Source organism: Providencia burhodogranariea DSM 19968, from assembly GCF_000314855.2.
Lineage (GTDB): Bacteria > Pseudomonadota > Gammaproteobacteria > Enterobacterales > Enterobacteriaceae > Providencia > Providencia burhodogranariea.
The window spans coordinates 647,155-664,985 of sequence record NZ_KB233223.1 but is presented as its reverse complement, the minus strand read 5'-3'; the positions used below and the strand labels follow the sequence as shown (position 1 = coordinate 664,985).

The window sequence follows — 17,831 nt, the reverse complement described above, 5'->3', positions numbered from 1 at the left end:
TGAGAGGGATTTTGTTATATGCCCAAAATAATTTGAGATAGCTGTTGGCAACCAGCAAAGATATCCCTAGAGCAACAGTAAGTAATGTGATTCGGATAGCTGAACAACCTATATCTTGAAATATGACAGGAATAAGAGATTCAGGAGCTTCATTTCTTATGATGGGACCCTACCATCCCCCCGTTGACCCTTGGTTATATATTCTTTATCAAGATGAACATATCATTGTTGTCAATAAACCAAGCGATTTACTTTCGGTGCCGGGTAAAGCCCCTGAGCATAACGATAGCATCATGAGTCGAGTACAGCGGGATCATCCCAACGCTGAGTCTGTCCATCGCTTAGACATGGCAACCAGTGGCGTCATGGTAGTTGCTCTAAATAAACCCGCAGAACGCGAGCTAAAGCGTCAATTTCGGGAGCGCGAACCTAAGAAACATTATATAGCGCGAGTCTGGGGTCATTTAGAAAAGCAAGAAGGCTTAATCGATTTACCTTTGATTTGTGATTGGCCAAATAGGCCAAAACAGAAGGTTTGTTTCGAAACCGGAAAATCGGCACAAACAGAATATGAAGTTTTGGAATATGAAGAACAGGCAACACGAGTGAAGCTATCGCCAATTACTGGGCGTTCACATCAATTACGTGTGCACATGTTAGCTCTGGGGCATCCAATACTCGGTGACCGGTTTTATGCTCATGAGCAAGCCTTTGTGCTCGCACCTCGTTTGCAACTACATGCACAAGAGCTTTACATCACTCACCCAGCTTATGGCACACCAATGCACTTTAGCTGCCAACCTGATTTTTAATTTTTGCTATCTGCAAAATAATTCGAGTTTCGTTAGGTGACAAGTCATTCTATTGCTCTGAAAAACTTGATAAGCCTTGGCGCTGTGATTTAGTTCATTAACACAGCGCCACCATGGCAATGCACGCATTCTTACTCTATACCTACATGATAAACTAAAGCAGCCTTCATTGGCTGCCAGTATTTAAATCACTTGTTTATTTCTAATTACTTAAAACCACGATCTTTTTTGATGAGATCATAAGCTGCTTGTATTGATTGAGCTTTTTGTTTTGCAATTTCCATCATCTCTGGTGGTAACCCTTTTGCAATCAGCTTGTCTGGATGGTGTTCACTCATCAATTTACGGTAAGCACGTTTAATCTTAGTTGGTTCATCATCAATAGAAACCCCTAGCACTTGGCAAGCATCTTCTATCGTTGGACCTTGTGATTGCTGGTAATAACCACCTGATTGTTGTTGTGAATATCCTTGGCCAAATTGACGCCCACCTTGGATCATCCCTAAGAACTGTTCAAACTGGGTTTTAGAAATACCTAACTCTTCAGCAATAATAAATAATACTTTTCTTTCATTTGGATGTAAGTTGCCGTCAGCAAATGCTGCCTGCAACTGAATTTCCAGAAACATCTGAATTAAGTCAAAACGACCATAGCATGCGATACGTAATTGTTTGAGCACATCGCGCAATGGAAAATCAGGAGATTTGCCTTCCCTAAAAGCTTGTTGAGCCGCTTTTCGAGTTTCACCATGTAGCTGCATTCTATCCATCAAGTTTGATGCCATCTGGATGTCAGTCTCGGTTACTCGCCCCTTAGACTTCGTCAAATGCCCCAATATCTGGAATGTGCTAGCAAAAAAAATGATTTGGCGATCACGTTTATTCATCGCCCCTGCAAATTTACGTCGTGCTGATGCTTTATCGAACCCGTGCCCCAAAACTAAACCAATTAATGCTCCCCAAAAGCCAAAACCAGAGGCTATTGCGATCACGACACCAATAATTTTACCCCAATAGTGCATATATCCCTCAATTCTTCAATGCTCAGAATGCAATTTTGCATTATCATACTATCCATTCTGCTCGGTGCATAACTACAAGCGCGTAAAGTTTCTTACATTATACTGGCGCAATGTAGTTGGCTAAGTTAGTCTTTGAGCGTTTGCCGGCTATGCCAATTATGACGGAACCGCATATTTAATGATGAAAAAAAGTTATCCAACAATACTTGCCACCATGGTATGGGCGGCAATTTATAGTCAGCAAGCGCATGCTGATCTTGCTGCGCAATGTATGCTAGGCGTCCCTGTTTATAACAAACCATTAGTTAAAGGCGATGCAAAAGATTTACCTATTCGCATCACCGCTGAGGATGTTCAGGGAGAATACCCAAACTTTGTCGAATACAAAGGTAATGTCGATATCCAACAAGGTAATCAAACATTAACCGCTGACAATGTTAAGCTGATACAAAAACAGTCAAATAGCACAGATCCCATTCGTGAAGTTACAGCAACTGGTAATGTTCACTATGATGATCCACAAATTATTCTAAAAGGGCCTTCAGCTTGGTCCAACTTGAATAATAAAAATACTGATGTTAATGATGGTAACTACATGATGGTAGGCCGTCAGGGGCGTGGCGACGCCGATAAAATGAAAATGCGCGGCGAAAACCGTTATTCCATTATGGAAAACGGTACCTTTACCACCTGTTTACCCGGCAATGACAGTTGGAGTGTTGCAGGCTCGGAAGTCATTATTGACCGCGAAGAAGAAGTCGCTGAGATTTGGAATGCTCGTTTTCGCCTCGGCAGTGTACCTGTATTCTATAGCCCATACATGCAATTGCCAATTGGTAACAAGCGCCGTTCAGGTTTTCTGATCCCGACAGGCAGCTATTCAAGTAATGATGGCTTAGAGTTCTCGCTGCCGTATTATTGGAATATTGCACCAAACTATGATGCCACTATTACACCGCAGTTTATGACCCACCGTGGTCTTAAATTGAATAACGAATTCCGTTATTTAACCACGCCTGGTGCTGGTACTCTCGCTTTCGATTTTATTAATCATGATAGAGCGTATATCAAAGATAAAGAAAGCGGTAAGACTCCAGCTCGTGATAGTAATGATCGTTGGTTGTTCTATTGGCAACATTCAGGAACCTATGATCAGCACTGGAATTTCAATGCTGACTATACCAAAGTTAGTGATCCAAAATATTTTACTGACTTTAGCTCTCAGTATGGTAGCACCACCGACGGCTATGCAACTCAAAAATTCAGCACTGGCTATTCTGCTGAAAACTGGAATGCAACATTATCACATAAACAATTCCAAGTTTTTGTGGATGAGCCAAATCGACGAGCTTATAAAGCTGAGCCACAGCTGGACGTCAACTTCTATAAAAATAACTTGGGAGCCTTTGATTTACACACTTACGCTCAAGCAGCACGTTTCACGAGTGTAGGTAAAAATAATCCTGATGCGACCCGTTTGCATATTGAACCTGAAGTAAGCTTACCATTATCAAATGGTTGGGCTAACATGAATAACAGCTTCAAGTTACTCGCAACACACTATGATCAGGATATCCCTAACTCAAACCAAAATACAAGTTTAGAAAAAAATGTCACGCGTGTTTTGCCAATGTTCAAAAGCGATGCAACTGTTGTTTTCGAACGTAACCTTCTTGAAGGAAGTGACTTTGTACAAACATTAGAGCCTCGAGTTCAATATCTCTATATTCCCTATAAAGATCAGGACAACATCAATAACTACGACTCTGCATTTTTGCAATCAGACTATAGCGGTCTATTCCGCGACCGAATTTATAGCGGTCTCGATAGGATTGCTTCGGCAAACCAAGTCACTACCGGTGTAACAACCCGTATTTATGATGAAACACTGACTGAACGTTTTAACTTCTCTGTAGGGCAAATTTACTATCTAGAGCGGCCACGAGCGGGTAACTCAAGTCTACAATTAGATAATAAAAGCGATACTGGTTCTTTATTGTGGGCAACAGACTCTTACTGGCGCATTAATGATAAGTGGGGAGTCCGTGGTGGCCTTCAATATGACCGCCGCTTAGGTAATGTCACTATGGGGAATGCTATCACTGAGTATCGCTTTGATGCGGATCGTTTGTTACAGTTGAACTACCGTTTTGTTGATCGAGACTACATTCAAGCCACCTTCCGTCGTGATGATACCAGTGGCTCTCCCTATACAATGCCTGAATATCAACAAGGTATATCACAAATCGGTGCGGTTATGAGTTGGCCGTTAAGTGAGCGTTGGGGTTTTGTTGGTTCTTACTATTACGATACCAAACAACAACAATCTGCCAGCCAATTGGTTGGATTACAGTACAATACTTGTTGCTGGGCATTCAACGTTGGTTATGAACGTAAGATTGTTGGCTGGCAGAGAGATAAGTTTAGCAGCGAATATGATAATAAATGGTCATTCAATGTGGAACTTAGAGGCTTAAATAACAATCATAGTTTAGGTAGTCAGGAAATGCTGAATAGAGGTATCATTCCTTATCAACGTGCTTTCTGATAATACAGACAAAATAATTTGAGTTTTGTGTGTATCCCCAAATAGTGCCTGTTTTCACAAAATAGTGATAATAGGCAACTTAAAACTTGGCGGATATGCACGATTAACCTGCCTTAGGCGGAATCTAAATCAATTGATAGGACCATTATGAAGAATTGGAAAACGCTTATTCTGGGACTGATGTTTGCAAGCTCCACTGCTTTGGCTGCACCTCAGCAAATGGATAAAGTTGCTGCGGTCGTCAATAACGGAGTAGTGCTGGAAAGTGACGTCCAGAATATGCTGAATACAGTAAAATCGAACGCACGTAATGCTGGCCAACAAGTTCCTGATGATCAAACTCTTCGCCATCAGATCCTTGAGCGTTTGATTAGTGATAACATCATTTTGCAAATGGCGAGCCAAATGCAAATCAATATCCCTGAAGAAGCTGTTAATGGAACAATTGCCGATATTGCTCGCCAAAATGGTTTAACATTTGAGCAGATGCAAGCGCGCTTGAAAGCTGATGGTATTGATATGGCAAAATATCGTGGCGAGATTCGTAAGGAAATGCTGATTTCCGAAGTTCGTAATAATGAGGTTCGTCGCCGAGTCGCTATTTTACCACAAGAAGTTGAGTCCCTCGCCAAACAAATTAGCAGCCAAGCTGACTATGAAGCGAATGTTAACTTAAGCCATATTCTCATTCCATTGCCAGAAAATCCGACCCAAGAACAGTTACAGCAAGCTGAAGCCATTGTTGCTAAAATTATGAATGAGCTTAAAAAAGGCGGTGATTTTGGTAAACTCGCAATTACTTACTCTGCTGACCCGCAAGCACTGAAAGGTGGCAATATGGGTTGGTCACGTTTGCAAGAACTTCCAGTTGTCTTTGCTGAGCAATTAAAAAACGCGAAGAAAAATGATATTGTCGGCCCCATTCGTTCAGGTGTTGGTTACCATATCCTAAAAGTTAATGATATTGATAGCGCAAATAAAACCATCTCTGTTACTGAAGTAAAAGCTCGCCATATTTTGATCAAATCATCACCAATTATGGATGATAATCAAGCGAGACAAAAACTTGTACAGGTTGCTCAAGATATCCGTAGTGGTAAAACAACCTTCGAAGATGCAGCAAAAGAAGTTTCTGAAGATCCAGGAAGTGCACTTAAAGGTGGTGAATTAGGCTGGAACATGCCTGATGTCTACGACCCAGCATTCCGCGATGCACTAATGAAATTGAAAAAAGGTGAATTAAGCCAACCAGTTCCTTCAAACTTTGGCTGGCATTTAATTCAGTTAGAAGATACCCGCAGTGTCGATAAGACAGATGCGGCGCAAAAAGATCAAGCTTACCGTTTGCTGTTTAACCGTAAATTCAACGAAGAAGCACAAAGTTGGATGCAAGAGCAACGAGCGACTGCATATGTTAATGTCATCGATGGACGTGATAACCAATCTAATGACGAAAAATCTCAATAAACCAATCGTGATAACCCCCGGCGAACCAGCCGGGGTAGGTCCGGATCTCCTCATTCAACTCGCTCAAGAATTTTGGCCGGTTGAGCTTGTTGCCTGCGCAGATCCGGATTTACTTCTGACTCGCGCTAAACAACTCAATCTTCCTTTAACATTAAAAAACTACGAACCAAATAGCCACCACGATGCACAAGCTCCCGGTAGCTTATCAATCCTTCCCGTGAACCTGAGAGCATCAGTTCAGGCTGGTGAGTTAAATGTTAATAATGGCGCCTATGTTACTGAAACATTGGCAAGAGCCTGTGATGGCTGTCTAAATGGCGAGTTTTCAGCAATTGTGACAGGACCAGTACATAAAGGCGTGATTAATGATGCAGGTATCCCATTTAGTGGACATACTGAGTTTTTTGCAGATAGAAGCCACTGCCAGCGTGTCGTTATGATGCTAGCAACAGAAGAACTACGAGTTGCATTAGCAACAACCCATTTGCCTTTGAAAGATGTTTCTGGCGCAATTACCCAGCAAAGCTTACGGGAAGTCATCTCCATCTTACATCACGATTTACAAACTAAATTTGGTATTGAAGACCCGAATATTTATGTTTGTGGATTGAACCCTCACGCAGGTGAAGGTGGACATATGGGAATGGAAGAAATAGATACCATCATACCTGCCCTCGAAACATTGAGAGAAGAAGGTATTAATCTGATCGGACCATTACCTGCAGATACGCTATTTCAACCAAAATATTTAGAAGATGCAGACGCAGTACTCGCAATGTATCACGATCAGGGACTTCCTGTGCTAAAATACCAAGGTTTTGGTAGAGCCGTGAACATTACGCTTGGTCTGCCTTTCATCCGTACCTCTGTTGACCATGGCACAGCGCTAGAATTAGCAGGTACGGGTCGCGCCGATGTGGGGAGTTTTATTACCGCATTGAAGTTAGCTATCCAAATGACATATAAGAATTCATGAATAATCGAGTCCATCAGGGGCACCTTGCCCGCAAACGTTTCGGGCAGAACTTTTTAACTGACCAATTTATTATCGACAGTATTGTTGATGCTATGCACCCACAACCGGGACAAGCCATTGTAGAGATTGGTCCCGGCCTTGGCGCACTGACAGAACCAGTCGGTAGCAGAATGGACAAAATGACCGTTGTCGAGCTCGACCGAGATCTCGCTGCGCGTTTACACGTTCATCCTCAATTAAAAGATAAGCTCACTATTATCCAGCAAGATGCCATGACGGTGGATTTCGGGGAATTAGCGAAACAAGCAGGCCAACCTCTGCGTGTATTTGGCAACTTGCCTTATAACATTTCAACACCGCTCATGTTCCACTTGTTTACCTTTACCAACTCTATTGCAGATATGAACTTTATGCTGCAAAAAGAAGTGGTAAACCGTTTAGTTGCAGGTCCTAACAGCAAAGCATTTGGTCGCTTGAGCGTAATGGCACAGTACTATTGCCAAATCGTTCCTGTTTTAGAAGTGCCACCAACCGCCTTTGCACCACCACCAAAAGTTGACTCTGCTGTTGTTAGGCTTATCCCTCATCGCGTAAACCCTTACCCACTTAAAGATATTAAATTCTTAAGTCGTATTGCGACGCAAGCCTTCAACCAACGCCGTAAAACAGTCCGTAATAGTTTAGGTGATTTATTCAGTGTTGAACAACTCACTGAGCTTGGTATTGATCCTGGAGCTCGAGCTGAGAATATATCCGTTGAAGCTTATTGCAAAATGGCAAACTACCTATCAAGTTTGTCTGAATAAGCATACTTTAAAGGGGGCACTATGCTTAACGAACCTAATGTTAGCATCCAAGTCCAGAGTGTCTATATAGTGAGCCAATCTCAGCCTGAAATGGGGCGATATGTTTTTGCATATACCATATCTATCCGTAACTTAGGAAGAGATGCGATACAATTAATGAGCCGTTACTGGCTCATTACCAACAGTGATGGCCATAAAACTGAAGTTCAGGGTGAAGGCGTCGTCGGTGAGCAACCGGTGATCCAGCCAGGTTCAGTATACCGTTATACCAGCGGCGCAATTTTAGAAACACCGATGGGTACAATGGAAGGTTATTACGTCATGTTAAACGGTGTAGGGGAAAACTTTCATGTTGATATTCCTGCATTCCGTCTTGCCTTACCTACTTTGATTAATTAATTATGTCGACATATCTAATTGGTGATGTACATGGCTGCTATCGTGAGTTACGTGCATTATTAGAACAAGTTAATTTTGAACCACAAAAAGATACATTGTGGCTAACGGGGGATCTCGTTGCTCGTGGTCCTGAATCACTGCAAGTCCTTCGTTATGTTAAAAGCCTTGGTTCTTCTGTACGTTTAGTTCTTGGGAATCATGATCTACATTTATTAGGTATTTACTGCAAAATAAGCCGTAATAAACCTAAAGATCACCTTGATGAATTACTAAATGCACCTGATGCTGATGAGCTGATCAATTGGCTTCGCCGCCAACCGTTATTGCAAGTTGATGAAGAAAAAAAAATCATCATGGCACATGCAGGAATTACTCCACAATGGGATCTCGATACCGCAAAGATGTGTGCAAGAGAAGTTGAATCAGTTTTGTCTAGTGATGCTTACCCACTTTTCATAGATGCTATGTATGGTGATATGCCAAACAATTGGTCTGAAAGCTTAATGGGGCTTCCTCGTTTGCGTTTTAGCACCAATGCATTAACTCGAATGCGTTATTGTTTTCCTCATGGTCAATTAGACATGATGTGTAAAGATACCCCAACGAAAGCGCCTTCCCCATTGAAACCTTGGTTTGCACTCCCGAATAAACTGCCTGAAGGCTATTCTATTTTTTTTGGGCATTGGGCTTCATTAGAAGGAAAATATACCCCAGAACATGTTTATGGGCTAGATACTGGCTGTTGTTGGGGGGGGGATATGACATTATTCCATTGGGAATCAAAACAGTATTATTATCAAAAATCACAACAGAAACACCGTAAAGATTAATAATTATTTACTGTTTGTTTAATTTGTAAATTTGGACAATATATTCTTTTATATCCTAATGAAAATAAAACGCATGGAATGGATTTTATTTTATTGCAATTTAAAGCAATAGATTCTTAATTAATAATGAAGAAAGGAGCTTGTTGCTCCATTCTTCATATTAAGTCTATATTAAATTCTTTTATTTAATATTTCGAAGCAGTAGCCATGTGAATTGTTTTCATCAGCTTCATGATACTCTGTAAATACAGAATCCCACTCATCAGGCTCATAGATTGGGAAATGCGTATCACCACTCACTTCTGCATCAACATGCGTTAAATACAGCTTATTCGCCAAAGGTAAAAACTGCTGGTAGACTTTACCACCACCAATCACAATAATTTCTTCATCATCGTTACCAGCTAAAGCATTTTGAGCTGCTGCCAGTGCTTCTTCTACAGAAGAAACCCAGATAACATTATCATCTACACCAGGCTTACTGCTTAAAACTATATTGACTCTCTCAGGGAGTGGGCGGCCTATTGATTCATAAGTCACTCGTCCCATTATTACTGGTTTATTTAACGTATTACGTTTAAACCAAGTAAGATCGCCAGGTAAATGCCAAGGCATCGTTTTTTCCATACCGATAACCTGATCAATCGCCATAGCTGCGATTAAACTAATATTCATCTAGTCACCTTAAAGGCTAAATATAAAATTTATGCTCACTATACGTAAAGAGAAATGCTTCGTCGACTAAATTTAATCTTCCTTAAGAAGTGATGATTAATTTATACTAAGAAGAAGATTCGTCCGACTAAAAATAACATTTAAAAACAAACTTATAATAAAGAGATAACCAAATGTACGAGACTTCAATATTGATCGCAACCATTGCTATACTTGGAATGATTTCACCTGGGCCTGATTTTTTTCTTATCATCAAAAATGCTGCACGTTACCAACGTTCTGCCGCACTAATGACTGCGATGGGCATCATCTGTGCAATAGCATTGCATATGAGTTACTGTGTTGCCGGCTTAGCGGTACTCATTACGACCACACCTTGGTTATTTAATATTTTAAAATATGCCGGCGCTGTCTATTTAATCTGGATCGGCATTAAAAGCTTGATGCCAAATAACGGACACCAAATAGACTTAAATAATACTCAGCATGAAGTTGTTACTTTTAAGAAAGCATTTATGCAAGGGTTTCTCTGTAACGTTTTGAATCCAAAAGCAACACTGTTTTTTCTTGCCGTTTTTACGCAAGTATTGAGCGTCGACTCTACTTTTGGTGAAAAACTGTGGATTGCCTTTATCATTTGGGGATTAGCTGTAATTTACTGGCCGCTACTCGTCTGTCTTATTCAAAGTGCTCCAGTAAGAAAAGTGATGGCAAAAATACAAAAGTATGTCGATAAAGTCCTTGGCGTTGTCTTGATAGCTTTCGGCGTTAAAGTTGCGATGAGTTAATTAAATCAATTAACAACAAAAATAAAAAGCAGGCTCAACGCCTGCTTTTTATACAAATAATGAATCTTAATTTTCCGGAGCTACAACTAATTGCCCTACCGACCCTAAGTCAGCTTTCTCTAAATTGTTGCTATAAAATAAGAATGGAAAATGTGAGTAGGAAGGCTGCATCATTTGTACCAATAGTTCAGTTTTACCATCAACCCAAACGGTATCCTTCCAACCAAAATCTTCTGGGGGCGTTTGCTGACCATTACGATTAATCACTTTGAAGCGCGCACCTTCTATATGAAAAGCTTGTGGAACATTACTTGTTACTGCCCAGCGTTCCCAACTTCCTTGCTGGCTCGATAGATCAATTCGATTAGTATCTTTTGTGGTATTGTTTATCCCATAATGATCGTTAAGATGAATATCACGATTACGAATGGAGGACGTAATTTGCGTTTTGTCTTCAACAAGCTGAGTCGGTAAATCGTCAGTAACAAGAGACATTAAGCCTGTTGCCTTAATTGTCAGCACGTTAGTCGATATAAGTGACGTGGATGGCTCAAACAGACTTTTAACTCTATCCATAAAAGTGGCCGATTCACCAGCAGTAATGGTAAGTTCTTCTGTTTTAGCCATATCAATCAATACTTCACGACGTTCACCCGGCGCAAGTGAAAGTTCCGGTAAACTCACAGGAGCGGTTAAAAAACCTTGGTCAGATGCTATCATAGCAAACGGGCGTCCATCGCTAACTTTCATGACATAACGCCTTGAATTAGATGCATTCAGCAACCTTAAACGTATCCAACCACGAGAAACTTCAACATATGGATCTTGGACACCATTAACTAACAGGGTGTCACCTAAAAAACCATCTTCATTCGCTTTATATTCTGGTACACCAAAGTTATCTAACCGCTTATCTTGGATAATAATCGGGAAATCATCGACACCATAATGCTTAGGCAAGCGTAAGCTTTTGGTTGTATCATCTTCGACAATCCACATTCCGACTAAGCCATTGTAAATTTGCTGCCCCATTTTGCCTTCAGTATTCGCATGATACCAAAGCGTGGCTGCGGGTTGGTGAATAGGAATTACAGGTGACCAATCAGCTCCCGCTGAAATTAGCCTTGCAGCCCCACCCATCTGTGTTCCCGGAACTTGTAGCCCACTTACCGTCATGGAAACGGCATCAGGTAACCTATTATTATAAATAAGCTTAATATAATCCCCATTTTTTACTTTTACAGTGGGCCCGGGATAAGAACCATTAACCCCCCAAACATCAGCTGGATATTTACCATCAAAGGACCAATGTATTTTTTGTAATGTCAAAAATAAGGGTTGCCCAGATCTAGATTCTAATAATGGAGGTACAGGTAGTGCTCTTTTTCCATTACCATTCGCGAATACACTGTTTGATGTACTCACCAAACATAAAGCCAACCCTGCAATAAGCAGAAATTGACACCGATTGAATGACATAAATTCTCCACTAAAATAAAAATAGCAGCACTTGTTATAGTTAGATATTAGTAATATTTGCCATTTTAAAGTCTGAATTTAGATTCATGCTAGCTTAACCCATAACGGGATCATCACTTTAAACTGGATTAAATTAAGTCGTAATGATATCGCGAAAAATGATTAAATTCTAAAAATATCTATATATAAAATAATTTATAATTGGATCACTCCATCTCTGATGCACACAGAAAACGATATAATCCCAATTGCAGAGCATAGTATTTATTCTTAATGTTCGAAATGAACCTTGGGATAGAGATATTAAGGGCTGATTATCGTTGAAAGCCAATGTTTAATCGAACCCGAAGGGTGCTTTTCATTCTCAGTTTGGGGTGGCAATAATGTTTTTTAATCACCTAAACACATCACACCATTATATACTTTTATTTCAATCAATTAGTTCATAAAAATAAGCAACAAAGCTCAATACTTCATAACCATCATGAAAATTGCATAGTCGTTAACTCCTCTACACTATTTGAATCATCGTATTCATCGTAATTCAAAGAAGAGCTTCTTTTTATGGCTTAAGGCATCTCACATTATTTTAGGTATATGATTGATATAAAATATAATTATTAAAATAGTCACAATAAGTAGAATTAAAAATCAAACAAAAGCAAATAAACAACCAGATTAAGCTTCCCTTTTCTAAATATAATTATCAGAAAAGGGAATTAACCCATTCACAGTATATCTCAAGTGGCATACGTATCGACGCCATATTTTCTTGAGTTATTTTGCGTATAAACCCGATCTCCTTCGAATTTATTTATTTTGTTTTTCCAGTTCTTCAACTTCTTTATTGAGCTGTTTAATTTTTTCATCCATCAAACGATGGCAATATTCAGAAAGTTCTCTCACTTGATCACGAGTGTAGTTAGTGGTGTCTATTGGATCCAACATCTCAAGAATTACAAACCCATTGTTCCAACGGTTTAGTTTAATTTTACCTTGAGTCTCGGAAACACAAACGGGCACAATTGGAACTCCAGCAGCAATCGCTGCATGGAAAGCACCCGTTTTAAACGGTAATAAACCACGACCTCGACTACGAGTTCCTTCAGGAAACATCCAAACAGAGATTTGATGCTTTTTAATTTGATCGGCAACCTGTGAAATGGTGTTATGTGCCTTTGAGCGATTACCACGATCAATCAGAATATTTCCAGTGATCCAATATAAGAAACCAAAGAAAGGGACCATTACTAAGCTTTTTTTACCCACCGTCACTGTATTCGGTTGAACACCATTTGACATAGTAACCATGTCATAATTGTTTTGGTGGTTACCAATATAAATACTTGGTGGATATTTTTTAGCTTTTTCCGGCACACGATCAATCATTTTAACGCCAAATACCCTTGATAGTCTCCCAAACATATGCGCAAAAGTCATAACGTGTTTTGGGTTACGTGGGCTAAATAAACAATAAATACATCCGCCAACACAAACCAGTATCGTATAAATAATGACAATAATGGCACGAATAAGCACTAACATAATGACCTCTGAATAGTCAGGGGGCTTAACAGCCCCCATAATGAAATAAAAAGATTATTATTTATCTGTTTCTACAGATTCAACTTCAATTCGTTCAATATTATGCAACCCACGAGGTAACGATGTTCCTCGGCGGCCACGTTCTGCCCGATATTTTTGTAATTCTTCTGCTTTAAACTTAAGCTTCCGTTTACCGAAATAGAGCGTAATCGCGGCTTGAGCAGGTAGAACTAATAACCAAACAAGAAGGTCTTCACCACTTGCTGCTTGAGCACCTGTAATATTGATAATTTTGTTGCCTTTTCCTTTTGACAACTGAGGTAAATCAGATACAGGGAACATCAGCATACGGCCAGCTTTGGTTATCGCCAACAACAGATCTTCTTGCTCATTGCGAAGCTCAATCGGTGCTAATATTTTGGCATTATCAGGTAAATTAATCAGTGCCTTACCTGTTTTATTCTTCGTGACTAGGTCGTTAAATGTACAAATAAAACCATAGCCTGCATCAGATGCCATCAAGTATTTTTGTTCATCTTGTGCCATTAGAACATGCTCAATCGTCGCACCCGGCGGAATTGACAACCTTCCAGTTAATGGCTCACCTTGGCTTCGAGCGGAAGGTAATTCTAATGGATCGACAGAGTAACTACGCCCTGTTGTATCAAGGAATACTGCTGGCTGATTTGTTTTACCTCGTGCAGCACCTCTGAAGCTATCTCCAGCTTTATAGTTTAGATTCGCAGGCTCAATATCATGGCCTTTAGCACTACGCACCCAACCCATTTCTGAAAGTACAACCGTAATAGGCTCAGAAGGTAGTATTTCATGTTCGCTTAATGCCTTAGCTTCTTCGCGCTCTTGTAATGGAGAACGACGATCGTCACCATACGTTTTTGCATCTGCCTGAATTTCTTTTTTAATCAAGCTATTCAGCTTACGCTCTGAACCTAGAATACCTTGTAAATCATCACGTTCTTTCGCTAATTCATCTTGCTCACCACGAATTTTTACTTCTTCGAGTTTTGCTAAATGACGCAATTTTAATTCTAAGATAGCTTCGGCTTGAGTATCTGAAATATTAAAGCGTGACATTAATACCGGTTTAGGCTCATCTTCACCGCGGATGATTTCAATAACTTCATCGATATTTAGATAAGCAATTAATAAACCATCTAAAATATGCAAACGCTTAAGGACTTTTTCTAAACGGTGATTTAGACGATTGCGTACAGTCTGGCGACGATAAACAATCCACTCATTGAGAATTTCCACTAAACCTTTAACTGAAGGACGATTATTTAGACCAATCATGTTGAGGTTTACACGATAACTTTTTTCTAAATCCGTCGTAGCAAACAGGTGGGTCATTACCTGCTCAAGGTCAACTCGGTTACTACGTGGAACGATGACCAAACGCGTCGGATTTTCATGATTAGATTCATCACGTAAATCATCGATCATCGGTAATTTTTTAGCACGCATTTGGCTAGCTATCTGCTCAAGGATTTTTGCCCCTGAAACTTGATGAGGAAGCCCAGTAATAACGGCATTACCATCTTCTTTTTCCCAGACTGCACGCATGCGCACAGAACCACGACCATTCTGATAAATTTTACGAATATCATCCCGAGAAGAGATAATTTCAGCATCAGTTGGATAATCAGGCCCTGGAACAAACGCCATAATATCATCAAGAGATAGCTCTGGTTTTTCAAGCAAAGCAATCACTGCTTGCGCGACTTCACGGGCATTATGTGGAGGAATGTCAGTTGCCATCCCAACAGCAATTCCCGTTGTTCCATTTAATAGGATATTCGGTAAGCGTGCAGGCAGCATTTTCGGTTCATTTAATGTCCCGTCAAAGTTGGGAACCCAATCAACCGTACCATGCGCTAACTCACTGAGTAGTAACTCCGCATATTTTGATAAGCGTGACTCGGTATAACGCATTGCCGCAAATGATTTAGGATCATCTGGTGCCCCCCAGTTCCCTTGACCATCTACCAGCGGGTAGCGATAAGAAAATGGCTGCGCCATCAATACCATCGCTTCGTAACAAGCACTATCACCATGAGGGTGATACTTACCTAATACGTCACCGACAGTTCTCGCGGATTTTTTATATTTTGCCGTGTTACTTAGTCCCAATTCGGACATTGCATAGACGATACGTCGCTGGACAGGCTTTAGCCCATCCCCAATAAACGGTAGTGCCCTATCCATGATGACATACATCGAGTAGTTCAGATAGGCGCTCTCAGTAAACGCGTGGAGAGGTAAACGCTCTACGCCGTCATGAGTAATTTCACTCATTTAATACTTTCCTTACTCTTTTTGATAGCGTGATGAATGTTAGACTTCAATTTCAGCCATATCGCCTTTTTCTTGTAACCAATTACGGCGATCTTCTGAACGTTTCTTAGCCAAAAGCATATCCATAACCGCTAATGTTTCTGCATAGTTTTCATCATTGATGATCAACTGAACAAGACGACGGGTATTAGGGTCTAATGTCGTTTCACGCAGCTGAATTGGGTTCATTTCCCCCAGTCCTTTAAAGCGCTGGACATTTGGCTTGCCTCTTTTACGGCTTAGCTTATCAAGCACCGCATTTTTTTCACTTTCATCTAATGCGTAAAAGGTCTCTTTCCCTAAATCAATACGATAGAGTGGCGGCATTGCCATGTAAACATGACCCGCTTTAACTAAGGCAGGGAAATGACGGACAAACAAGGCACACAATAATGTGGCAATATGTAAACCATCCGAGTCAGCATCCGCAAGAATACAGACTTTCCCATAGCGTAATTGGCTCAAATCTTCACTATCAGGATCCATGCCAATGGCGACCGAAATATCATGGACTTCTTGTGACGCTAACACTTCATCAGAAGAAACTTCCCACGTATTTAAAATTTTTCCGCGTAAAGGCATGATAGCTTGATATTCACGATCACGCGCTTGTTTTGCCGATCCGCCCGCAGAATCCCCTTCAACCAAGAATAACTCAGTCATCTTCAAATCTTGCGAGCTACAATCCGCTAATTTACCGGGTAATGCGGGGCCACTGGTTAATTTTTTACGAACGACTTTTTTTGCTGCACGCATTCGACGCTGGGCACTTGCAATCGCCATTTCAGCTAATTGCTCAGCAACTTGTACGTTTTGGTTCAGCCATAAGCTAAAAGCATCTTTAATTACACCCGAAACGAATGCTGCACACTGGCGAGAAGAGAGGCGCTCTTTGGTCTGCCCTGCAAATTGCGGATCTTGCATCTTAACAGAAAGAACATAAGCACAACGTTCCCAAATATCATCTGCTGAAAGTTTGACTCCCCGAGGTAAAATATTGCGAAATTCACAGAATTCCCGCATCGCATCAAGTAGACCTTGACGGAGACCATTAACGTGCGTCCCACCTTGAGCCGTTGGGATCAGGTTAACATAACTTTCAGTGAGTAATTCGCCACCTTCAGGCAACCATAATAATGCCCACTCAGCCGCTTCTGTTTCACTTGAAAATGCGCCAGTGAATGGTTTCTCAGGTAATAGGTCTAGCCCATTAACTGCTTCCATTAAATAATCGGTTAACCCATCACTATAGCACCAGCTTTGCTCTGTATTATTGAGCTCATCCTTAAACGTGATCTTCACACCAGGACATAAAACAGCTTTTGCTTTTAAATTATGGGCAAGTCGAGATACGGAAAAGCGCGGGTTGTCAAAATAGCTTTCATCAGGCCAGAAATGAACACTGGTTCCAGTGTTACGTTTACCACAAGTCCCAATAACATGAAGTTCTTCAACTTTGTCGCCATTTTCGAAGGCAATTCGATAAATTTCACCGTTACGACGAACTGTGACTTCAATACGTTTAGACAACGCATTAACTACCGAAATACCAACACCGTGCAAACCACCAGAAAATTGATAGTTTTTGTTTGAGAATTTACCACCAGCATGCAGCTGCCCTAAGATCAATTCAACGGCAGATACTTTCATTTCAGGATGAATATCAACTGGCATACCACGACCGTCATCAATTACTTCAATTGATTGATCAGGATATAAGATAACTTCAATGTGCCCTGCGTGCCCTGCTAATGCTTCGTCAACACTGTTATCAATGACTTCTTGCGCTAAATGGTTCGGTCGGCTGGTGTCTGTATACATTCCAGGGCGACGACGAACAGGTTCCAAACCACTGAGAACTTCAATGGCCTCGGCGTTATAACTAGATTGAGTCATGTTGTCACTCTGCGGTAATAGGTGATTAATTGAACAAAATTATACTCAAAATAATTCAAGATACATGTAGGTAGCAAGCGAAGCTGTTCACATTAAGAAAACTAGAACCATAATAACGATGCGATTCAAAGTGATTAGGCTAGTTGAGCAGTGCTTTATATTCACAACACACTTCATGCAACTTAAAATACGACAGGTACAAACTGTTCAATCAGTAATTTACTGTTGATAAT

The 17,831-nt window shown here is 40.6% G+C and carries 14 protein-coding genes; 8 read left to right on the top strand and 6 right to left on the bottom strand.

What is annotated here, in order from left to right; translation table 11 throughout:
* Positions 1–158 precede the first annotated feature (158 nt).
* Positions 159–812: a bifunctional tRNA pseudouridine(32) synthase/23S rRNA pseudouridine(746) synthase RluA gene (gene rluA, locus OOA_RS13635; protein WP_040691500.1), complete on the top strand. Its 654-nt coding sequence runs from the start codon at positions 159–161 to the stop codon at positions 810–812.
* A 206-nt stretch (positions 813–1,018) separates the two neighbouring features.
* Here rluA and djlA read toward each other — a convergent pair whose 3' ends face one another.
* The gene (gene djlA / locus OOA_RS13630) at positions 1,019–1,834 is read right to left on the bottom strand and encodes a co-chaperone DjlA (RefSeq protein ID WP_008912739.1); all 816 of its coding nucleotides are present in this window, start codon (positions 1,832–1,834) and stop codon (positions 1,019–1,021) included.
* A 181-nt stretch (positions 1,835–2,015) separates the two neighbouring features.
* Between djlA and lptD the strand changes: the two genes are divergently transcribed.
* The 6 genes from lptD (at position 2,016) to apaH (ending at position 8,860) form a co-directional block, all read left to right on the top strand.
* The gene (lptD, locus tag OOA_RS13625) at positions 2,016–4,382 is read left to right on the top strand and encodes an LPS assembly protein LptD (RefSeq protein ID WP_008912738.1); all 2,367 of its coding nucleotides are present in this window, start codon (positions 2,016–2,018) and stop codon (positions 4,380–4,382) included.
* A gap of 147 nt (positions 4,383–4,529) precedes the next feature.
* Positions 4,530–5,849, top strand: coding sequence for a peptidylprolyl isomerase SurA (gene surA / locus OOA_RS13620; protein ID WP_008912737.1), 1,320 nt, complete (start codon positions 4,530–4,532; stop codon positions 5,847–5,849).
* The gene (gene pdxA, locus OOA_RS13615; protein WP_008912736.1) at positions 5,830–6,825 is read left to right on the top strand and encodes a 4-hydroxythreonine-4-phosphate dehydrogenase PdxA; all 996 of its coding nucleotides are present in this window, start codon (positions 5,830–5,832) and stop codon (positions 6,823–6,825) included. Before surA ends, pdxA begins: the two co-directional genes overlap by 20 nt.
* Positions 6,822–7,631, top strand: coding sequence for a 16S rRNA (adenine(1518)-N(6)/adenine(1519)-N(6))-dimethyltransferase RsmA (rsmA, locus tag OOA_RS13610; protein ID WP_008912735.1), 810 nt, complete (start codon positions 6,822–6,824; stop codon positions 7,629–7,631). The genes pdxA and rsmA overlap by 4 nt, the downstream gene beginning before the upstream one ends.
* Before the next feature lie 21 nt (positions 7,632–7,652).
* Positions 7,653–8,030: a Co2+/Mg2+ efflux protein ApaG gene (gene apaG, locus OOA_RS13605; RefSeq protein ID WP_008912734.1), complete on the top strand. Its 378-nt coding sequence runs from the start codon at positions 7,653–7,655 to the stop codon at positions 8,028–8,030.
* A gap of 2 nt (positions 8,031–8,032) precedes the next feature.
* On the top strand, positions 8,033–8,860 hold the full coding sequence (gene apaH / locus OOA_RS13600) for a bis(5'-nucleosyl)-tetraphosphatase (symmetrical) ApaH (RefSeq protein ID WP_008912733.1): 828 nt from the start codon (positions 8,033–8,035) through the stop codon (positions 8,858–8,860).
* Positions 8,861–9,031: 171 nt separating this feature from the next.
* Here the strand turns inward: apaH and folA are convergent, their stop codons facing one another.
* Positions 9,032–9,535, bottom strand: a complete 504-nt coding sequence (gene folA / locus OOA_RS13595) for a type 3 dihydrofolate reductase (RefSeq protein ID WP_008912732.1) — start codon at positions 9,533–9,535, stop codon at positions 9,032–9,034.
* 173 nt (positions 9,536–9,708) lie between these two features.
* Between folA and OOA_RS13590 the strand changes: the two genes are divergently transcribed.
* A complete protein-coding gene (locus OOA_RS13590; protein ID WP_008912731.1) occupies positions 9,709–10,323 on the top strand; it encodes a LysE family translocator in 615 nt (204 codons plus the stop codon).
* 66 nt (positions 10,324–10,389) lie between these two features.
* Here OOA_RS13590 and ftsP read toward each other — a convergent pair whose 3' ends face one another.
* From ftsP to parE, 4 genes are all read right to left on the bottom strand, one after another.
* Positions 10,390–11,802, bottom strand: coding sequence for a cell division protein FtsP (gene ftsP / locus OOA_RS13585; protein WP_008912730.1), 1,413 nt, complete (start codon positions 11,800–11,802; stop codon positions 10,390–10,392).
* An 810-nt stretch (positions 11,803–12,612) separates the two neighbouring features.
* Positions 12,613–13,347, bottom strand: coding sequence for a 1-acylglycerol-3-phosphate O-acyltransferase (locus tag OOA_RS13580; protein WP_008912729.1), 735 nt, complete (start codon positions 13,345–13,347; stop codon positions 12,613–12,615).
* Positions 13,348–13,404: 57 nt separating this feature from the next.
* Positions 13,405–15,663, bottom strand: a complete 2,259-nt coding sequence (gene parC, locus OOA_RS13575) for a DNA topoisomerase IV subunit A (RefSeq protein WP_008912728.1) — start codon at positions 15,661–15,663, stop codon at positions 13,405–13,407.
* A gap of 39 nt (positions 15,664–15,702) precedes the next feature.
* Positions 15,703–17,598 carry a DNA topoisomerase IV subunit B gene (gene parE, locus OOA_RS13570; RefSeq protein WP_008912727.1) on the bottom strand — a complete coding sequence of 632 codons (1,896 nt, stop codon included), beginning with the start codon at positions 17,596–17,598 and terminating at the stop codon, positions 15,703–15,705.
* Between the last annotated feature and the right edge of the window lie 233 nt (positions 17,599–17,831).